The sequence below is a fragment of the Planococcus alkaliphilus genome, assembly GCF_057031095.1.
This window is the reverse complement of record NZ_CM168060.1, coordinates 2,957,237-2,972,469: the sequence shown is the minus strand read 5'-3', so window position 1 is coordinate 2,972,469 and position 15,233 is coordinate 2,957,237. Positions and strand designations below refer to the sequence as shown.

The following is a 15,233-nucleotide window of genomic DNA, read 5'->3' as shown; positions in this document are numbered from 1 at the left end:
GGTCCGCTTTTTCTTTTGCCTGAATTTCTTTTCAGTTTGGAGAAGATTGCCCTTATGGTAAGATGGAAAGTGAAATCGTTTGCGAAAGGAAGAGGACATTGTCAAAAAAATTAGATGCATTTTTAGATCAAAACCTTGGCGAATTAAAAGAGCAAGGCTTATATAACGAAATCGATCCAGTTGAAGGACCGAACGGCGCAATCATCAAAGTCCGCGGCAAAGACTTGATCAACTTATCATCAAATAACTATTTGGGGCTTGCGACAAACGAAGACTTGAAGCAAGTGGCAAAAGACGCAATCGACAAGTACGGCGTCGGTGCTGGTGCGGTCCGCACAATCAACGGAACATTGGACCTCCACGTGAAATTGGAAGAAAAGCTTGCTGAGTTCAAAGGAACAGAAGCGGCGATTTCCTACCAATCCGGATTTAACTGCAATATGGCAGCGATTTCTGCGGTCATGGATAAGAACGATGCGATCCTTTCCGACCAGTTGAACCACGCGTCCATCATTGATGGCTGCCGTTTGTCAAAAGCGAAAATCATCGCATTCAAGCACTCGGATATGGAAGACCTTCGCGCGAAAGCGAAAGAAGCGACAGAATCCGGTTTGTACAATAAAGTCATGGTCATTACAGACGGTGTATTCTCGATGGATGGCGATATCGCGAAGCTTCCGGAAATTGTGGAAATCGCAAAAGAATTTGACTTGATTACATACGTCGATGACGCGCATGGATCAGGCGTTACTGGAAAAGGGAAAGGGACTGTAAAGCATTTCGGCCTTGAAAAAGAGATCGATATGCAAATGGGTACTTTATCTAAAGCGGTCGGCGTTGTTGGCGGTTATGTGGCCGGCAAGAAAAACTTGATCGATTGGCTGAAAGTGCGTTCCCGCCCGTTCTTGTTCTCAACAGCCGTCACTCCTGGTGACGTGGCTGCCATCATTTCAGCATTGCAAATGATCATCGATTCGACAGAACTGCACGATAAACTTTGGGATAACGGCGATTACTTGAAAAAAGGCTTGAAAGACCTAGGATTCAATATCGGCGATTCTGAAACACCGATTACACCTTGCATCATTGGCGACGAGAAGCTCACACAAGAGTTCTCAAAGCGTTTATTTGAAGAAGGCGTCTATGCGAAATCCATCGTCTTCCCGACGGTCCCAAAAGGCACAGGACGTGTCCGCAACATGCCGACAGCGGCCCATACAAAAGAAATGCTCGACGAAGCGATCGAAGTATACGCGCGCGTCGGAAAAGAACTTGGCGTTATCCAATAACACACGAAAACACGCTCAGCCAATAGCAGCTGGGCGTGTTTTATTTTCCAGATTAAGGATTTACTTTCCTTGAAGGCTCAAATACTTTCCGTGCCAAGCGAAATACTTTCCCAAGCAAGCCATTTACTCCCTTTGAATCAAGAAATACTTTCCGTCCTCATATTTTGCTCCTCAAAATAAAGGGCCGCAAACATTTTTGCCGCAACAAGCATCGCACGCTCATCGAAATCGAATTTTTCATGATGATGCGGGTAGCTTAAACGTTCATCGGCCATTTTCGCTCCGACGAAAAAGTAAGCACCTGGACGTTCTTGCGTGAAATAAGCGAAATCTTCCACTGGCATGATGGGTTCCGTTTCGACCACCCGTTCTTCGCCAATGGCTTGGGTAGCAGCTCGGCGTACCACTTCAACCGCCTCCGGATGATTCCATAAGGAAATATAGCCGGCTTCAATCGTCACTTCCGCTTCGGCACCCATTGCCCGCGCCACATTTTCAGCAATCGCTTGGACCCGCTCGGTTGCCAGCTTCCGCAGTTCGGGATCGAATACACGAATTGTCCCTTCCAGTACCGCTTCACTTGGAATGGCATTATCGGCATCGCCTGCATGGAATTTTCCGATAGACACCACCAATTCTTTCAGCGGATCGGCGTTCCGGCTGACGATCGATTGCAGAGCGATCATGATATGGCTGGCTGCGAGAATCGGATCTACGCCAGTATGCGGTTCTGCACCATGGGTTCCGTATCCGCGAACGACGATTTTCACCGTATCCTCAGAAGCTTGCAAAAAGCCATCACGCACAAAGACTTTGCCCCTTTCCATCTTGCTTTGCAGATGGGCACCGTAAACGGAATCGACTCCCTCCAGGCAGCCGTCGGCAATCATCGCCTGAGCCCCGCCCGGCGCCACTTCTTCGCCGAATTGATGGATCAGCACAATCGTGCCAGGCAATTGGTCTTTGATTGAAACCATCGCTTTCGCAAAAGCGAGCAAAGCTGCGGTATGGCCGTCATGGCCGCAGGCGTGCATCACGCCAGGGACAGTCGATTTATAAGCAGCTTCTTTTTGGTCGGTGATCGGCAACGCATCGAAATCTGCCCGGAAAGCCACGGTTTTACCCGGCAAGCTGCCGCGGATGTAGCCGACCACACCACGGCCGCCAACACCGAGACGAACCTCTACGCCCATGCTTTCCAATTGCTGTGCAATAAACTCCGGTGTATGGACTTCTTGATGGGAAAGCTCAGGATGCATATGCAAATAGCGGCGGGTTTCCACCATTTCTGTATAAAGTGACTCGATTTTTTCATAGATTAACGGTTTCATCTTTTCGACTCTCCTTCAAAGCGGATAGATTCAGTATACAATAAAATCCTCAAAAGGAATAAAAAACGATAAAACAGAATAAAAATACAAAAAGAAAACCCGCGCCATAAATGGCTGCGGGTTTAGATGATATCTGTTTTTTGAATCAAATTCAGGAATTGCTGAGTACGGGCTTCTTTTGGATGTTCAAAAATATCCTCCGGTTTGCCGCGTTCGATAATATGTCCGCCGTCCATGAACAGGACTTCATCAGCCACGCCTTTTGCAAAACGCATTTCGTGGGTGACAACGACCATCGTCATTCCTTCTGACGCTAAATCTTTCATAACTTGCAGCACTTCACCTACAAGTTCAGGATCGAGTGCTGAAGTCGGTTCATCAAAGAGCATCACTTTTGGTTCAAGTGCGAGCGCACGGGCGATGCCGACGCGCTGCTGCTGTCCACCGGATAGTTGGAACGGGTATTCATTCACTTTATCGGCAAGGCCAACTTTTGCAAGCAATTGTTCCGCTTTCTTGCGCGCCGTTGCTTTATCCTGCCCCTGCACGGTAACCGGACCCTCCATGACATTTTCAAGCGCCGTCATATGAGGGAAGAGGTTGTAGTGCTGGAATACCATCGCGGATTGTTTCCGGAAAGCATTCACTTTTTTCTTCGGAACCGGTTTCGCAAAGTCGACCGATTGTTCATCGATGGAAATAGCGCCGGCTGAAGGTGTTTCTAAAATGTTCAAGCAGCGCAGGAAAGTCGTTTTCCCGGATCCGGAAGGGCCGATGACCACAACGGCCTGGCCCTTTTTCACTTCAAGGTCAATGCCTTTCAAAACTTCCAAGTCGCCGAACTTCTTATGCAAATTCTTTATTGTAATCATATTTCGCTCCTCACTGCAGCCAGTGCTTTATTATTCGCTTCGTAAGCATTCATCATCGTGAAACGTAACGGTCAAACCGGTTTTCCAATCGGCCCTGTCCGACAGATAGAAGGAAACAGACGACCCAATAGATAAGGGCGGCTTGGCCATACAATAGTAGGAATTCGTAGTTGGTCGCAGCGATTTGCTGGGCAATGCGGAACATTTCAGTTACGAGAATGAGTGATGCGAGCGACGTGTCTTTCACTAGACTAATAAAAGTATTGGATAAAGGTGGAACGGAAACGCGGGCCGCTTGCGGCAAAATAATGCGGCGAAGCGATTGTACATATGTCATACCGATAGTATCGGCAGCTTCCCATTGGCCTTTCGGAATCGAAAGGATGGAAGCGCGGATCACTTCAGATGCGTATGCCCCGACGTTCAATGAAAAACCGATGACCGCAGCCGGGAAAGGATCAATCGTCACACCGAGCGACGGCAGGCCATAGAATAAGATGAACAATTGAACAAGCAAAGGTGTGCCGCGAATGATGGATACATAGATCCGGGCAATCACTTGCAGGATTTTGATCGTAGAAATACGTGCCAACGCTGTCAAAACTGCTAATATCAAACCAATGATAAAAGAAATAATCGACAAAGGGACAGTAAACTGGATCAGCCCTTCCAAGAGGGGCAGCCAGGACGTCTGCGAGATGTCCATTAGCCGCTCCATCCGGACAGGGTCAGAGAAAATACTATTCAAGTACATTTTCGCCGAACCATCTTTCGGAAATTTCATCGTACGTGCCGTCTTCGATCATTTCAGCAAGGGCTTTATTTGCTTCTTCAACGATTGCGCCGCTGTCTTTACGGAACAATAGGGCACTTTGAGCTGCATCGTCTGCTTCATCGACAATTTCGATGTTTGCATCCGGACGCTGTTTCAAGAAATCAAGCACAGTCAAGTTATCGTTTACCGTCGCTTCAACGCGGCCAGAGTTCAATAGCTCGATCGCTTGGTTAAATCCTTCTACACCTTCGATTTCAGCTCCGTACGAACGGGCAGTTTCTGCGTAGTTGCTTGTCAAAGATTGTGCAGAAAGTTTGCCTTCCAAATCTTCAAAGCTTTTGATCTCCTCGTTGCCTTTAGCGACAACCAGTACCGCAGTAGAAGTGATATAAGGATCTGAGAATTCATAGCTTGCTTGGCGTTCTTCGTTGATGCCGACCTGGTTAGCTACCATATCAAAACGGCTTGCATCAAGCCCTGCGAAAATCGCATCCCATTGCGTTTCAAGGAATTCGACTTCAACGCCTAGGCGCTTCCCGACTTCACGTGCAATTTCAACATCAAATCCTGTCAGTTCACCAGTTTCGTCATGGAAAGTGAAAGGAGGGTATGTACCTTCAGTCCCTACGATCAATTTGCCTTCTTCTTGGACTTCAGCCAGCAAATCTCCTTCCGAGCTGCTAGAACCGCCAGATCCTGCTGCATCGTCTGTCGTCGGATCTTCTTCAGATGATCCTCCGCCACATGCTGCCAATACGAGCGCGGCAATCAATAATAATAGTGCAAAACTAAATTTCTTCATAAAATAAATGCCTCCATTCTATATGTTTTATTAACGGCCTTTCCAAATTCTCCACAAAAGGCATCCCAGTCTGTTTCGCATAATATACCCCTCTTCGAGAAGAGGGAAACTAACGCCATAAAACACAGTGGAATACTTGGTTTAAAACTTAAAAAAAAGCGATTAATAAGTTTTGATCAGCCTTTTGAAAGGCTTAAACAACTTTCTCATTATAGCACCGGCTATTCCAGAGACACAAGTGAACTGTTTAGCCCATTTTCGGATAAATACAGCAAAATTCATTGTATTTTTAAAGAGAACAAATTATAATGGCAAGATAGAAAAGCTTATTTAAACAATGATCTTAACGATTTAAATGTTTTTATCCAGAGGACAAATGTTTTATTTCAGAGGAGTGCATAACATGAAACGAATAATGATCACCGGAGCTCTAGGGCAAATCGGTTCAGAATTGACCACCAAGCTGCGGACGATTTACGGAGCTGACAATGTTTTGGCGACAGATATCCGTGCAACCAATGATGAAAGAGGCCCTTTTAATGTATTGGATGTAACAGATGGACAAAAGATGCACGATTTGGCTAAAGACTTTGAGGCGGATACGATTATGCATATGGCCGCATTGCTGTCAGCGACTGCTGAAGAAAAGCCATTGCTTGCTTGGAACCTGAACATGGGCGGCTTAGTGAATGCGCTTGAAGCAGCACGTGAATTGGATATGCAATTCTTCACGCCGAGTTCGATCGGCGCATTCGGACCATCGACGCCGAAAAAGAATACACCGCAAGATACGCTGCAGCGCCCGACGACAATGTACGGGGTCAATAAAGTTTCCGGAGAACTCCTATGCGATTATTATTTCCAGAAGTTCGGGCTCGATACACGCGGAGTCCGTTTCCCGGGGTTGATTTCTTATGTAGCTCCTCCAGGCGGCGGTACGACCGACTATGCAGTGGACATCTATTATAAGGCGGTTGAGCAAAAGAGCTACGAATCCTTTATTGCCAAAGGGACTTATATGGATATGATGTATATGCCGGATGCACTTCAAGCAATCGTCGATTTGATGGAAGCGGACGCTTCGAAGCTTGAACACCGCAATGCCTTCAATGTCACGGCGATGAGTTTTGAGCCGGAACAGATTGCTGCATCGATCCAAAAGCACATTCCTGATTTTAAAATGAGCTACCGGGTAGACCCGGTTCGCCAAGCGATTGCAGATAGCTGGCCGGATAACATTGATGCCTCAGCTGCGCAAAAAGAATGGGGCTTTAAAGCCCAGTATGATTTGGATGCAATGACTGTAGATATGCTGGAAAAGTTGAAAAAAAAATTAATGCACGCTTAATCGAATAAAAAGAATAGAAAAATGCCCTTCGCAGCTGCGAAGGGCATTTCGTTTTATTTAAAACAATAAGTGGGCAATTCCTGCAACGATCGGCAATGCGATAATCGTGCGCAAAAGGAAAATAACGATCAAGTCAAGAATATTGACAGGAATTTTCGATCCGAGCAGCAAGCCGCCGACTTCGGACATGTAGATCAATTGCGTCACGGACATTGTTGCGACAACAAAGCGGGTCATATCGGATTCAATGCCTTCAGCAAGAAGGGAAGGCAGGAACATATCTGCAAAACCGACGACCATCAGTTGAGCCGCTTCGGCTGCTTCAGGAATGCCGAGCAAGTTCAAATAAGGGACGAAAGGCGTGCCAAGAATAGAGAAGACAGGTGTATACTCTGCTAAAATCAACGCTACAGTACCAAATGCCATAACGACCGGCGCTACACCAATCCACATATCCAAAACGTTTTTAAAGCCATCTTTGAAAAACTCTTTGATGGATTTGTTTTCAGAGGCTTTCGTCAACGCATTTTCAATGCCGTGAGAAGCGACGCTGTATCCTTCAGGAACTTCTTCCGATTGGGATTCCTGCGGATCGCCGTTCATGAAATTGGTCGACTTTTGGGCAAGCGGATAGATGCGCGGCATGATGAGCGCAAGAACGATGCCAGCCAAAATGACAGTGCCGTAATAAGGCAAGAAGTATTGGCCCAATCCGACTTGCTGGATGACAACGATAGCGAAAGTGATGGAAACAACAGAGAAAGTTGTCCCGATAATCGCTGCTTCGCGCTGTGTATATTTGTTCTGTACATATTGGTTATTGGTCAATAAGACACCGATGGTTCCATCACCGACCCAAGATGCCAACGCATCGATGGAAGAGCGGCCAGGGAGGCGGAATAATGGGCGCATGACTTTCACCATCATCGTTCCGAAGAATTCCAAAAGACCGAAATTCATGAGAAGCGGCAAGAACAAGCCCGCAAATAGGAAAATGGTAAACAAGAAAGAGAGTAGCCCATCTCCAGCGAGCAGCAATCCACCTGTATTTTCACTCCAAACGGCTTCCGGGCCGACTTGGAAGAGAACCATGACAGCGAACACCGCTCCAAGGATGCGTACAATCGTCCAAAATAAATTCACATTAAATAGCTTATCGAAAAACGACGCGGAATGGTGTTCATTCACTTTTTTCGCAATGGCCGCAATTGAACCGATTGCTGCAATGATCAAGATCCCCATCATAATCCAAGGGACTACGGATTCAATAGCACCAGCCATCAAGTTAGCCAAAACGGCTATGGTGACCATCCAGACAGTTTCGCCTTCATCTTTTGTTGGAATTGGCACTAAGAAAAGCAAAATTCCCAACAAGGAAGGAAGTAGGAATAAAATCCAAGTTGAAGCTGAAAACTTTTTCACAAATAAATCCCCTTTTCTCTGTGCATGAAAACACAACATTGATACTAATTATACAACATTCTCCCCAATGAAACCGCTGTATAATCAATGTTTATATTATCTGAAAACATCACAGAAAAATACCCTTATTTTCAAAAAGAAAATAAGGGTATTTTTGGTTAGAACTTTTCTTCGAAATCCTGGTCCCAGCGGTAATTATAAAAACGTTCTTTCGTCAGCCAGTTTTCAGTTTCCTGATCGCCTTGTGCCAATTTGTTTTCCATTTCTTCAAGCATCCAAACCGTTTGCGAAATATGGGCCTTCATCGCACCCATCTTCTGGTCGCGGACAGCCGATACATCGTGAAGGACATCCGGAGCGCCAAGAACTTCCAACGTGTTGTTAGCAAAAGCTACACAATAGAGTTTCGGCCGGTCTTCCATCCGCCGGACAGCACGTACTACAGCGCGTGCCGTCGCTTCGTGGTCAGGATGCACGGAAAGGTTCGGATAAAACGTGATGATCAAGGAAGGATTAAGTTCGTTGATCAAGTCGGTCATCATGCCGACCATTTTCTCATCATCTTCAAATTCAACCGTCTTATCCCGCAGGCCCATCATTCGTAAATCGGTCAAGCCCATGGCATCAGCTGAAGCCTGCAATTCCTTCTTGCGGATTTCCGGCAGCGATTCGCGGGTAGCAAAAGGCGGATTACCTAAATTTCGGCCCATTTCACCGAGAGTCAAGCATGCATATGTAACCGGCGTGCCTTGTTTGATATGCGTCGAGATGGTCCCGGATACGCCGAATGCTTCATCATCCGGATGGGGGAAAACCACCAATACATGACGTTCTTGTGGAATTGTCATTTTTTTATGCCTCCTTAATAACTGAACGGTGTTTCGCTGATTTCAAGCGCTACCGCCAGTTTTCCTGATCCGTCGTGTCCAGCCAGCAATAATCTGCCGTGCTCATCTAATTCATAATGTGTAATGCCTTGGGCGTAAACCCAGCCATGCGGCAATTTCAGTCCGACCCGATGCGGGCTTTCGCCGACCACTTTGCCAAGCTCATAATTAATGACAACATTGCGGATAAAAGCTCCTGCATTGAAAAACCCTTCATTAAAATGAGTCGCATAAGAGCCATTCGTCGTTTCCAGATGAAGATAAACATCTTTATTGGCGAACGCATCCAAGTGAACCTGTAATTTTTTTACTTCAACTAATTCCATTTCTCTCACTCCTCAGACATTCCGTATTCTTTTAGTATAGGGAATAAGAAGCGAGAATGCGATTAGGATGCTTTACGGAAACCGAAATAATGCTATGATAATGAATGAAAGAATTTTCGAACAAAAGGGATGGCTAAATTGGGAATAATCTTAAGATTTGTGTTTTCACTGCTTGGCATCGTTTTAATCAGTGGCTTTCCCGTACTTATCGGGGGATTGACGGAAGGCGAACTAAGAATCAGTGAGTATATTTCATCGCTTCAACTCATACTAAAAGAAGTTTGGCCGCTGCAGGAGTTTTCTGTTATGAATATGCGGACAGGACGGGAGATTTTCTTGTTTCCAACCATTGCCGAATACATACTTTATTCACTTCAAATTTTATTTTTAGCATTTGCGGCAGCTGTGGTTTTCGCTTTAGTATTCACGGTGCTGACAATGCTATTATCTGAAAAGGCCCGAGAGCGGGTAAAGCTCTTTTTGTATTTTCTGGAATCGCTTCCGGATTTGCTCATCATCATGGCAGCTCAGCTTGGCATCATCTTCATCTATTTAAAAACGGATGTTTTGATCTCCAAGATTGCAGTCGTAGGCGGGGACAAAATCTATTGGCTCCCGGTCCTGTGTTTATCAATATTGCCGATGATCCAGCTATACCGGCTTTGTATGCTGACTTTCCAGGAAGAAGAGCGGCAAATGTATGTCGAACTTGCTCGATCACTCGGCTTTTCGAAAGTCTTTATCGTTTGGATGCATATGTTCCGGAATGCTATCATTTCAGTGTTTTTCCAATCCAAGAAAACTATTTGGTTCATGTTGTCGAATCTGTTTGTCCTGGAACTGATGTTCAATATGCCGGGGATTATGCTGTTCATGCGCGATAATATTTCACCTGAAGTGTTTCTTGTGACGATCTTCAGCTTTTTCTTGCCGATGTTTATCCTGTACAGCGTGGGCGAATGGTTTTTCCTCCGCCATTTCCGTGGAAAGGAAGTGGCTTAAATGTGGAGACAGCCTTATTTTGTGATTGGTTTCAGTATCATGGCTTTGCTGCTTTTCGGAAGCTTTGCCTTCGAATGGCTTTTCGGCAAGGTGCCGAAGCAAGTCTTTTTTATCGAAGAAAATGGCCGGGCAGTCGAAGGTCCGCCGATTTCGCCGAAATGGGAATTTCCGCTTGGAACCGACCAGTATGGCTATGACCTCTTTGGCAAAATCATGCTTGGCGGAAAATACACCATTATCGCTGCACTCGCAGTCGCCGCACTTCGAATGCTAATTGCCGTCCCGTTCGGTTATCTTCTTGGGACTTATCTGCAAAAGCATCGTGCATGGATTGGCGGACTTGCCGATTCTCTGCATTATATCCCTTTGACTTTATTTGCGGCTTACGTACTCTACCCGGTTCTTTGGATGCCGCCGGAAGGGTTTTCGAATGGGGTATGGGAACGCATCGCGATACAAATTGTCTTGATGTCGTTATTGACGATGCCGATTGTGGCGGTATTGGTAGGAAATGAAGCGGCGCTTCTATACCGCAAAGAATATGTCCTTGCTTCCCGTGTACTGGGTGCAGGGCGGTTCCGAATTATCCGGAAGCATCTGTATCCGCAAATGCGTGAAAAGCTGGCAGTTCTATACGGCCAGCAGGTGATGGAGACTTTTATCGTGATGGCCCATCTCAGTTTATTGGACTTGTTCCTTGGAGGGACGAAAGTCAGCTACGACCCGATGTTCGGAGATCCACCCATGTCCATTTCGTATGAATGGGCAGGGCTTTTCGGTTCAACGTTCCGCTATCTGCAAGGGGCACCTTGGCTGCCTTTATATCCCGTGTTTTTCATCGCCTTGGCAATTCTTTCAGTCTCATTCATGATGGAAGGATATTTACGGTCGAAAAATCCACAAGTGAAGAAACGGAAAGGCATCGCTTCACCGTCCGAGAAAATCGTCGAATGGAATAAAGAACAATTGCGGGAGAAAATGATCCGTTTAAAAAACCCTCACAATTTGTGAGGGTTTTGTTTTTTATTCTGCCAATAAAGAATGAGGACCACAACAGCCATCCCGAGGTAGAGGCCGCTTGCGCTGATAATCAGCTCTGTCGTTTCATTATATTGAAGGAATTGCAGGATAAAATCCGGCCCGAATAAAAACAGCGGAAGGATTAACGTGAACCAAGTTTTCGACCAAATGGCGCCTGCAATGAAAACCAGAGCTCCAAGTGCTGCAATGACCCACATCGTTTCGCGAGAAGGTATATAGAAAGGCTCAAAGAAAAAGATGTCCATAAAAAGCACAGCCATTAATGATAGAGTAATGATGACTTGGAGAGCGATAAAAATCGACAGCTCTTTTTTCTTCGAATAGTTAGCTACGCTCATTTTCCGGAAGAAATAAATATAAGCACCGATGCTCAAAATTGCAATGGCCGGATAAGCAATCAGCTTCAGCAAAGAAAAATTCAGATCGCCGCGGATAGCTGACCCGGTGATGAAATATGCGATAAGCAGCAAAATGAACATGGGCGCCAGTCTCACTAAACCGAAATAATCGGTTTTCATTTCATTGCTAATGTTCTCCAAATACGTTTGAGGCGATCCGCCAGTAACGCTGTCCACCGTTTTCCCGCGGTTTTCGGCGTCTTCCAGATGGCCCCGCAATTCTTCCGCGATCTCATTGATTTCGTGGTCGTTCTTTCCGGAAGTCATCAAATACATCCTCAAATTAGCAATGAATTCTTCACTTTCTCTTGATAAGACCATTAGTTTTCCTCCTTTACGAGTCGATTGACAGAATGTGATAAACTTTCCCACCGTTCTTTAAACTGTTCGTATTCCTCTTCGCCTGCCGGAGTTAAGGTGTAGTATTTCCTTTTCGGGCCGCTGGGTGATTCTTTCATGACCGAATGGACGAAACCGTCTTTCTGCAATCGCATCAACACGGGATAAATGCTGCCTTCGCTGACCATCCGAAAACCGTAGATCTCCAATTTTTCAATCATTTCGTATCCGTAAGTCTCGCCTTTATGGATAATGCCGAGCAGACACCCATCAAGTATTCCTTTTAGCATCTGGCTAGATGACATATATACCCTCCTTCCTAGTAACTTGTAAAACAAGATAGCGAAAAATAAAACTGCTACTTTGTAATACAAGATAGCATCTGAAACAATACAAGTCAACTACTTTGTTATACAAGTTAGCTAATCGTTTTGGAAAAAGGAAATTCAATTGGTTCTGTCGAAAAAATAACGAGGGGAAGTTAGCAAAATGGGGAGGTACAGCAAATGTTCGAAATAAAGAAGATGTCCGAGTGTTCAATAGAAGAAAAGGTCGAAGCTTGGAATAAAGGGTTCGAAGGCTATTATTTTAATATGGAAACGACTGCAGTAGCATTTGAAAAAAGAGGAACAATGGAAGATTTGAATGAGGAATTATCGATGATTGCATTTGATGGGAACCATCCGGTAGGCATCGTCCGTAACGGGTTTCGCGAAAGTGGCGGAAGAAAATTTTCCTGGAATGGCGGGACGGGCGTCGCTAAATCGGTTCGGGGCCAAGGCGTCGGAAAACGCATGATGGAAAAGACGATCGAGTGGCTTGGGGATTCAGGAGTACAGCTGGCTACCCTTGAAGCTGTCAGTGAAAATAACGCAGCGATCGAACTTTACCGAAAAATAGGATATGAAATAGTGGATGAAGTGGATTTCATGCAGCTTAAAGGGAAAGTCGAGAAGCTTCCAGAAGAGTTGGGGTCGGGACAAGAAATTACGTTGAAATCGGCAACTGTAGAAGAGGCCGGCAATTTGGATTTCTATCGCCATGATTTCACGTGGCAAACCCAATGGCAAAGCGTCAAAGACGGCGAGGCGCTGATTGCCCATGACGCTGAAGGAAAAGCGGCAGGCTATGCGTATTTCCGGAAATTCAAAGATGAAAACGGCAAGCATATCGGGACAACGCTTTATCAATGTGTGGCAAATCCTTTGGCCGAAGATCCCCAATCTCTTACTGCCCGCTTGATTGCAAAAGCTTTTGAAGGCTTCTCAGGAGATATCAATCGCGTAGCGGTCAATATCCCGGTGGAAATGAACAAATTCACCCATCAAGTTCTGGCAGAAGCGGGCTTTAAAGTGACGACGAAACAAGTGATGATGGCGAAGGAATTATAAATCGCAGAAAACAATAAAAGCCGAAGGAGAAAAGCGATGCTTCTCTCCTTCGGCTTCGTCTATGATTAAAGTTCAGTAACTGTCACTTCAGGTTTCGGGAATTTATTAGCGGCGCCGTGCATAACCGGCCCCACGTATTCGTTGAGTTTCCATCCGTGTTCAATTGCCGCAGAAACAAAGATCTTCGCGTTCAATACAGCATCTTTAACCGATTGGCCATTGGCTAAATTAGCGGTGATTGCGGCAGCGAATGTGCAGCCTGCACCGTGGTTGTAAGTCGTCTCAGTTTTTTCAGCTGTCAAAAGATAATGCTTTTTGCCATCGTACAAGAGGTCAGCCGCTTTTTCATGCTGCAATTGTTTGCCGCCTTTGATGACGACGAACTGGGCACCGTGTGCATGGATTTTTTCGGCTGCTGCTTGAAGGTCTTCCACTGTACGAAGAGTGCCCATGCCGGATAGTTGGCCCGCTTCAACCAAGTTTGGCGTAACGACTTTAGCATTCGGAAGCAAATGCTGGATCATAGCATCAACATTTTCAGGGAATAGCACTTCATCTTCGCCTTTGCATGCCATGACCGGGTCAATGACAACGTCTTTCAAGCCGGAGTCTTTAATGGCTTTGCCGGCCATCTCGATAATGTCGACTGTCGGCAGCATGCCGGTTTTCAATGCATCAACGCCTGTAGAAAAAGCGGTCTGCAGTTGAGCATGCAGCGTTTCAACCGGAATTGGGTGGATGCCGTGGCTCCAGCCATTATTCGGGTCCATTGTGACAATTACGGTCAATGCGTTCATGCCATATGTGCCATGCTCCTGGAAAGTTTTCAAGTCTGCTTGTATGCCAGCTCCACCGGACGTATCCGATCCAGCGATCGTTAAAGTCTTTTTCAATGACATCATCAAAACTCCTTTTAAATAGATTCGTTTATCGCTTTATTTTAACAAATGGCGAAACATTTACATAGTATTCAGCTTATGGGGAAACGCCAATACATAGGCGGTTGCAGCCGACACCAGGAAAAATAAACTGGCGATGATCGCCAAGATCCAATTGCCGTTTCTGAAAAGACCAACTGCTATGATAAATGTTAGAATGGAAACAGCTATCACCATTGCGGCGATGATCCACATCCCGATGCGCTTGGCGCTTTCCGGGGCATGGTCCCCTTTGGTGGAGGAGATTGTTTTTATTTTTTCACGCAAGTCCGCCATAATCATCGCTCCTTTCTTTAATCCTATCACGGAGCGAGGATGAAATGAATAAAAAGAAAGAGGGAGAGGAATTGGCAAAAGATCCAAAGTTAACGGAAATTGAACGCTTATTAAAAGAAGTAAAAGGGAAAGAAGATACAAAAGAATCCGGATTCTGGAAGAGCATCCGAGTGATGATGGGCGTTTGGCGCAATTTGTTTTTGGTGCTGATCGCTATCCTTCTACTATTATTGATCGCGTTGCCTCTCGGAACTTGGTGGATGATCCAAGGCAGCACAGCAACGGAAAGCAAAGGGGCTTTTTTAGAGCAGATCCAGGATCTCAATGAATTGTCGACTGCGGAAGCTTTTTCGAAAGTGATTATCGAGCGGGAAGACAATAAAGTGTTTGGACAAGATATCGGACTTGATCTGCCGGGAACAAAACGCCAGATTTTAGTCGTGATTCCAGGTTCGGTCCGTGCGGGGGTGGATTTCTCCGAACTAACGGAAAATGATATTGAACTGGATGAAGAAGCGAAAACGGCTACACTTACATTGCCGAAAGCCGACTTTCTGGGAGGTCCGGAATTGTTCATGGACAAAGCTGAAATATACACCTATGAAGGGCTGTTCAGCGGTGGTTCCGATATTTCCGAAGCCTTTGAATTAGCCGACGAAGCAAAGCAAATGATTCTGGAGGAAACTAGAGGACAAGGCGTATTGGAACTTGCAGAAGAAAATGCTGCACAATCCGTCCGCAGTATGTTCAATCTGGTGGACTATGACGTTACAGTAGAATTTGAAGAATAAGGAGT

Annotated in this window: 17 protein-coding genes; 6 read left to right on the top strand and 11 right to left on the bottom strand. The window is 45.7% G+C overall.

The genetic code is table 11. The features are described 5' to 3' along the window. Nucleotides 1-98 precede the first annotated feature (98 nt). Nucleotides 99-1,289 carry a glycine C-acetyltransferase gene (locus tag AC2EXB_RS15515; protein WP_483602246.1) on the top strand — a complete coding sequence of 397 codons (1,191 nt, stop codon included), beginning with the start codon at nucleotides 99-101 and terminating at the stop codon, nucleotides 1,287-1,289. 137 nt (nucleotides 1,290-1,426) lie between these two features. On the opposite strand, the gene AC2EXB_RS15510 is transcribed toward AC2EXB_RS15515, so the two are convergent. The 4 genes from AC2EXB_RS15510 to AC2EXB_RS15495 form a co-directional block, all read right to left on the bottom strand. Continuing rightward, on the bottom strand, nucleotides 1,427-2,620 hold the full coding sequence (locus AC2EXB_RS15510) for a M20 metallopeptidase family protein (protein WP_483602245.1): 1,194 nt from the start codon (nucleotides 2,618-2,620) through the stop codon (nucleotides 1,427-1,429). A 122-nt stretch (nucleotides 2,621-2,742) separates the two neighbouring features. Continuing rightward, nucleotides 2,743-3,492 (bottom strand): amino acid ABC transporter ATP-binding protein, encoded by a 750-nt coding sequence (locus tag AC2EXB_RS15505; protein ID WP_235197144.1) that lies wholly within the window; start codon nucleotides 3,490-3,492, stop codon nucleotides 2,743-2,745. 52 nt (nucleotides 3,493-3,544) lie between these two features. Beyond that, nucleotides 3,545-4,246: an amino acid ABC transporter permease gene (locus AC2EXB_RS15500; RefSeq protein ID WP_251477125.1), complete on the bottom strand. Its 702-nt coding sequence runs from the start codon at nucleotides 4,244-4,246 to the stop codon at nucleotides 3,545-3,547. After that, nucleotides 4,233-5,069 carry an amino acid ABC transporter substrate-binding protein gene (locus tag AC2EXB_RS15495; RefSeq protein WP_483602244.1) on the bottom strand — a complete coding sequence of 279 codons (837 nt, stop codon included), beginning with the start codon at nucleotides 5,067-5,069 and terminating at the stop codon, nucleotides 4,233-4,235. Before AC2EXB_RS15495 ends, AC2EXB_RS15500 begins: the two co-directional genes overlap by 14 nt. A gap of 403 nt (nucleotides 5,070-5,472) precedes the next feature. On the opposite strand from AC2EXB_RS15495, the gene AC2EXB_RS15490 reads away from it, so the two are divergent. Then, nucleotides 5,473-6,417 (top strand): L-threonine 3-dehydrogenase, encoded by a 945-nt coding sequence (locus AC2EXB_RS15490; protein WP_483602243.1) that lies wholly within the window; start codon nucleotides 5,473-5,475, stop codon nucleotides 6,415-6,417. Nucleotides 6,418-6,474: 57 nt separating this feature from the next. Here the strand turns inward: AC2EXB_RS15490 and AC2EXB_RS15485 are convergent, their stop codons facing one another. The 3 genes from AC2EXB_RS15485 to AC2EXB_RS15475 all read right to left on the bottom strand — a co-directional run bounded on the left by AC2EXB_RS15485 (nucleotide 6,475) and on the right by AC2EXB_RS15475 (nucleotide 9,052). Next, entirely contained in the window at nucleotides 6,475-7,839 is a 1,365-nt protein-coding gene (locus tag AC2EXB_RS15485) for a YjiH family protein (protein WP_483602242.1), read from the bottom strand. Nucleotides 7,840-7,997: 158 nt separating this feature from the next. Then, nucleotides 7,998-8,687, bottom strand: a complete 690-nt coding sequence (bshB2, locus tag AC2EXB_RS15480; protein WP_235197140.1) for a bacillithiol biosynthesis deacetylase BshB2 — start codon at nucleotides 8,685-8,687, stop codon at nucleotides 7,998-8,000. Nucleotides 8,688-8,701: 14 nt separating this feature from the next. Beyond that, nucleotides 8,702-9,052 carry a YojF family protein gene (locus AC2EXB_RS15475; RefSeq protein WP_251475758.1) on the bottom strand — a complete coding sequence of 117 codons (351 nt, stop codon included), beginning with the start codon at nucleotides 9,050-9,052 and terminating at the stop codon, nucleotides 8,702-8,704. Nucleotides 9,053-9,181: 129 nt separating this feature from the next. On the opposite strand from AC2EXB_RS15475, the gene AC2EXB_RS15470 reads away from it, so the two are divergent. Further along, nucleotides 9,182-10,054 (top strand): ABC transporter permease subunit, encoded by an 873-nt coding sequence (locus AC2EXB_RS15470; protein WP_483602241.1) that lies wholly within the window; start codon nucleotides 9,182-9,184, stop codon nucleotides 10,052-10,054. After that, complete coding sequence (locus tag AC2EXB_RS15465; RefSeq protein ID WP_235197136.1) at nucleotides 10,055-11,065, top strand: ABC transporter permease; 1,011 nt, start codon at nucleotides 10,055-10,057, stop codon at nucleotides 11,063-11,065. Here the strand turns inward: AC2EXB_RS15465 and AC2EXB_RS15460 are convergent. After that, on the bottom strand, nucleotides 11,053-11,814 hold the full coding sequence (locus AC2EXB_RS15460; protein ID WP_483602240.1) for an HAAS domain-containing protein: 762 nt from the start codon (nucleotides 11,812-11,814) through the stop codon (nucleotides 11,053-11,055). The genes AC2EXB_RS15465 and AC2EXB_RS15460 overlap by 13 nt on opposite strands. Next, complete coding sequence (locus tag AC2EXB_RS15455) at nucleotides 11,814-12,137, bottom strand: PadR family transcriptional regulator (protein ID WP_235197134.1); 324 nt, start codon at nucleotides 12,135-12,137, stop codon at nucleotides 11,814-11,816. The genes AC2EXB_RS15460 and AC2EXB_RS15455 overlap by 1 nt, the downstream gene beginning before the upstream one ends. Before the next feature lie 201 nt (nucleotides 12,138-12,338). Between AC2EXB_RS15455 and AC2EXB_RS15450 the strand changes: the two genes are divergently transcribed. After that, nucleotides 12,339-13,223 carry a GNAT family N-acetyltransferase gene (locus AC2EXB_RS15450; protein WP_483602239.1) on the top strand — a complete coding sequence of 295 codons (885 nt, stop codon included), beginning with the start codon at nucleotides 12,339-12,341 and terminating at the stop codon, nucleotides 13,221-13,223. A gap of 65 nt (nucleotides 13,224-13,288) precedes the next feature. Here AC2EXB_RS15450 and pdxK read toward each other — a convergent pair whose 3' ends face one another. Both pdxK and AC2EXB_RS15440 read right to left on the bottom strand, forming a co-directional pair. Further along, on the bottom strand, nucleotides 13,289-14,122 hold the full coding sequence (gene pdxK, locus AC2EXB_RS15445; RefSeq protein ID WP_235197132.1) for a pyridoxine/pyridoxal/pyridoxamine kinase: 834 nt from the start codon (nucleotides 14,120-14,122) through the stop codon (nucleotides 13,289-13,291). A 60-nt stretch (nucleotides 14,123-14,182) separates the two neighbouring features. Then, nucleotides 14,183-14,437: a hypothetical protein gene (locus AC2EXB_RS15440; protein ID WP_483602238.1), complete on the bottom strand. Its 255-nt coding sequence runs from the start codon at nucleotides 14,435-14,437 to the stop codon at nucleotides 14,183-14,185. Between the two features lie 44 nt (nucleotides 14,438-14,481). On the opposite strand from AC2EXB_RS15440, the gene AC2EXB_RS15435 reads away from it, so the two are divergent. Beyond that, nucleotides 14,482-15,228 carry a DUF4230 domain-containing protein gene (locus tag AC2EXB_RS15435; protein ID WP_483602237.1) on the top strand — a complete coding sequence of 249 codons (747 nt, stop codon included), beginning with the start codon at nucleotides 14,482-14,484 and terminating at the stop codon, nucleotides 15,226-15,228. Nucleotides 15,229-15,233: the final 5 nt, after the last annotated feature.

What these genes read in the sequence shown, in the direction of transcription:
- AC2EXB_RS15505 (WP_235197144.1), bottom strand. Translation starts at nt 3,492, where the DNA reads ATGATTACAATAAAGAATTTGCATAAGAAGTTCGGCGACTTGGAAGTT.
- AC2EXB_RS15450 (WP_483602239.1), top strand. Translation starts at nt 12,339, where the DNA reads ATGTTCGAAATAAAGAAGATGTCCGAGTGTTCAATAGAAGAAAAGGTC.
- bshB2 (WP_235197140.1), bottom strand. Translation starts at nt 8,687, where the DNA reads ATGACAATTCCACAAGAACGTCATGTATTGGTGGTTTTCCCCCATCCG.
- AC2EXB_RS15455 (WP_235197134.1), bottom strand. Translation starts at nt 12,137, where the DNA reads ATGTCATCTAGCCAGATGCTAAAAGGAATACTTGATGGGTGTCTGCTC.
- AC2EXB_RS15465 (WP_235197136.1), top strand. Translation starts at nt 10,055, where the DNA reads ATGTGGAGACAGCCTTATTTTGTGATTGGTTTCAGTATCATGGCTTTG.
- AC2EXB_RS15460 (WP_483602240.1), bottom strand. Translation starts at nt 11,814, where the DNA reads ATGGTCTTATCAAGAGAAAGTGAAGAATTCATTGCTAATTTGAGGATG.
- AC2EXB_RS15490 (WP_483602243.1), top strand. Translation starts at nt 5,473, where the DNA reads ATGAAACGAATAATGATCACCGGAGCTCTAGGGCAAATCGGTTCAGAA.
- AC2EXB_RS15440 (WP_483602238.1), bottom strand. Translation starts at nt 14,437, where the DNA reads ATGGCGGACTTGCGTGAAAAAATAAAAACAATCTCCTCCACCAAAGGG.
- AC2EXB_RS15470 (WP_483602241.1), top strand. Translation starts at nt 9,182, where the DNA reads ATGGCTAAATTGGGAATAATCTTAAGATTTGTGTTTTCACTGCTTGGC.
- AC2EXB_RS15510 (WP_483602245.1), bottom strand. Translation starts at nt 2,620, where the DNA reads ATGAAACCGTTAATCTATGAAAAAATCGAGTCACTTTATACAGAAATG.
- AC2EXB_RS15495 (WP_483602244.1), bottom strand. Translation starts at nt 5,069, where the DNA reads ATGAAGAAATTTAGTTTTGCACTATTATTATTGATTGCCGCGCTCGTA.
- pdxK (WP_235197132.1), bottom strand. Translation starts at nt 14,122, where the DNA reads ATGTCATTGAAAAAGACTTTAACGATCGCTGGATCGGATACGTCCGGT.
- AC2EXB_RS15435 (WP_483602237.1), top strand. Translation starts at nt 14,482, where the DNA reads ATGAATAAAAAGAAAGAGGGAGAGGAATTGGCAAAAGATCCAAAGTTA.
- AC2EXB_RS15475 (WP_251475758.1), bottom strand. Translation starts at nt 9,052, where the DNA reads ATGGAATTAGTTGAAGTAAAAAAATTACAGGTTCACTTGGATGCGTTC.
- AC2EXB_RS15500 (WP_251477125.1), bottom strand. Translation starts at nt 4,246, where the DNA reads ATGTACTTGAATAGTATTTTCTCTGACCCTGTCCGGATGGAGCGGCTA.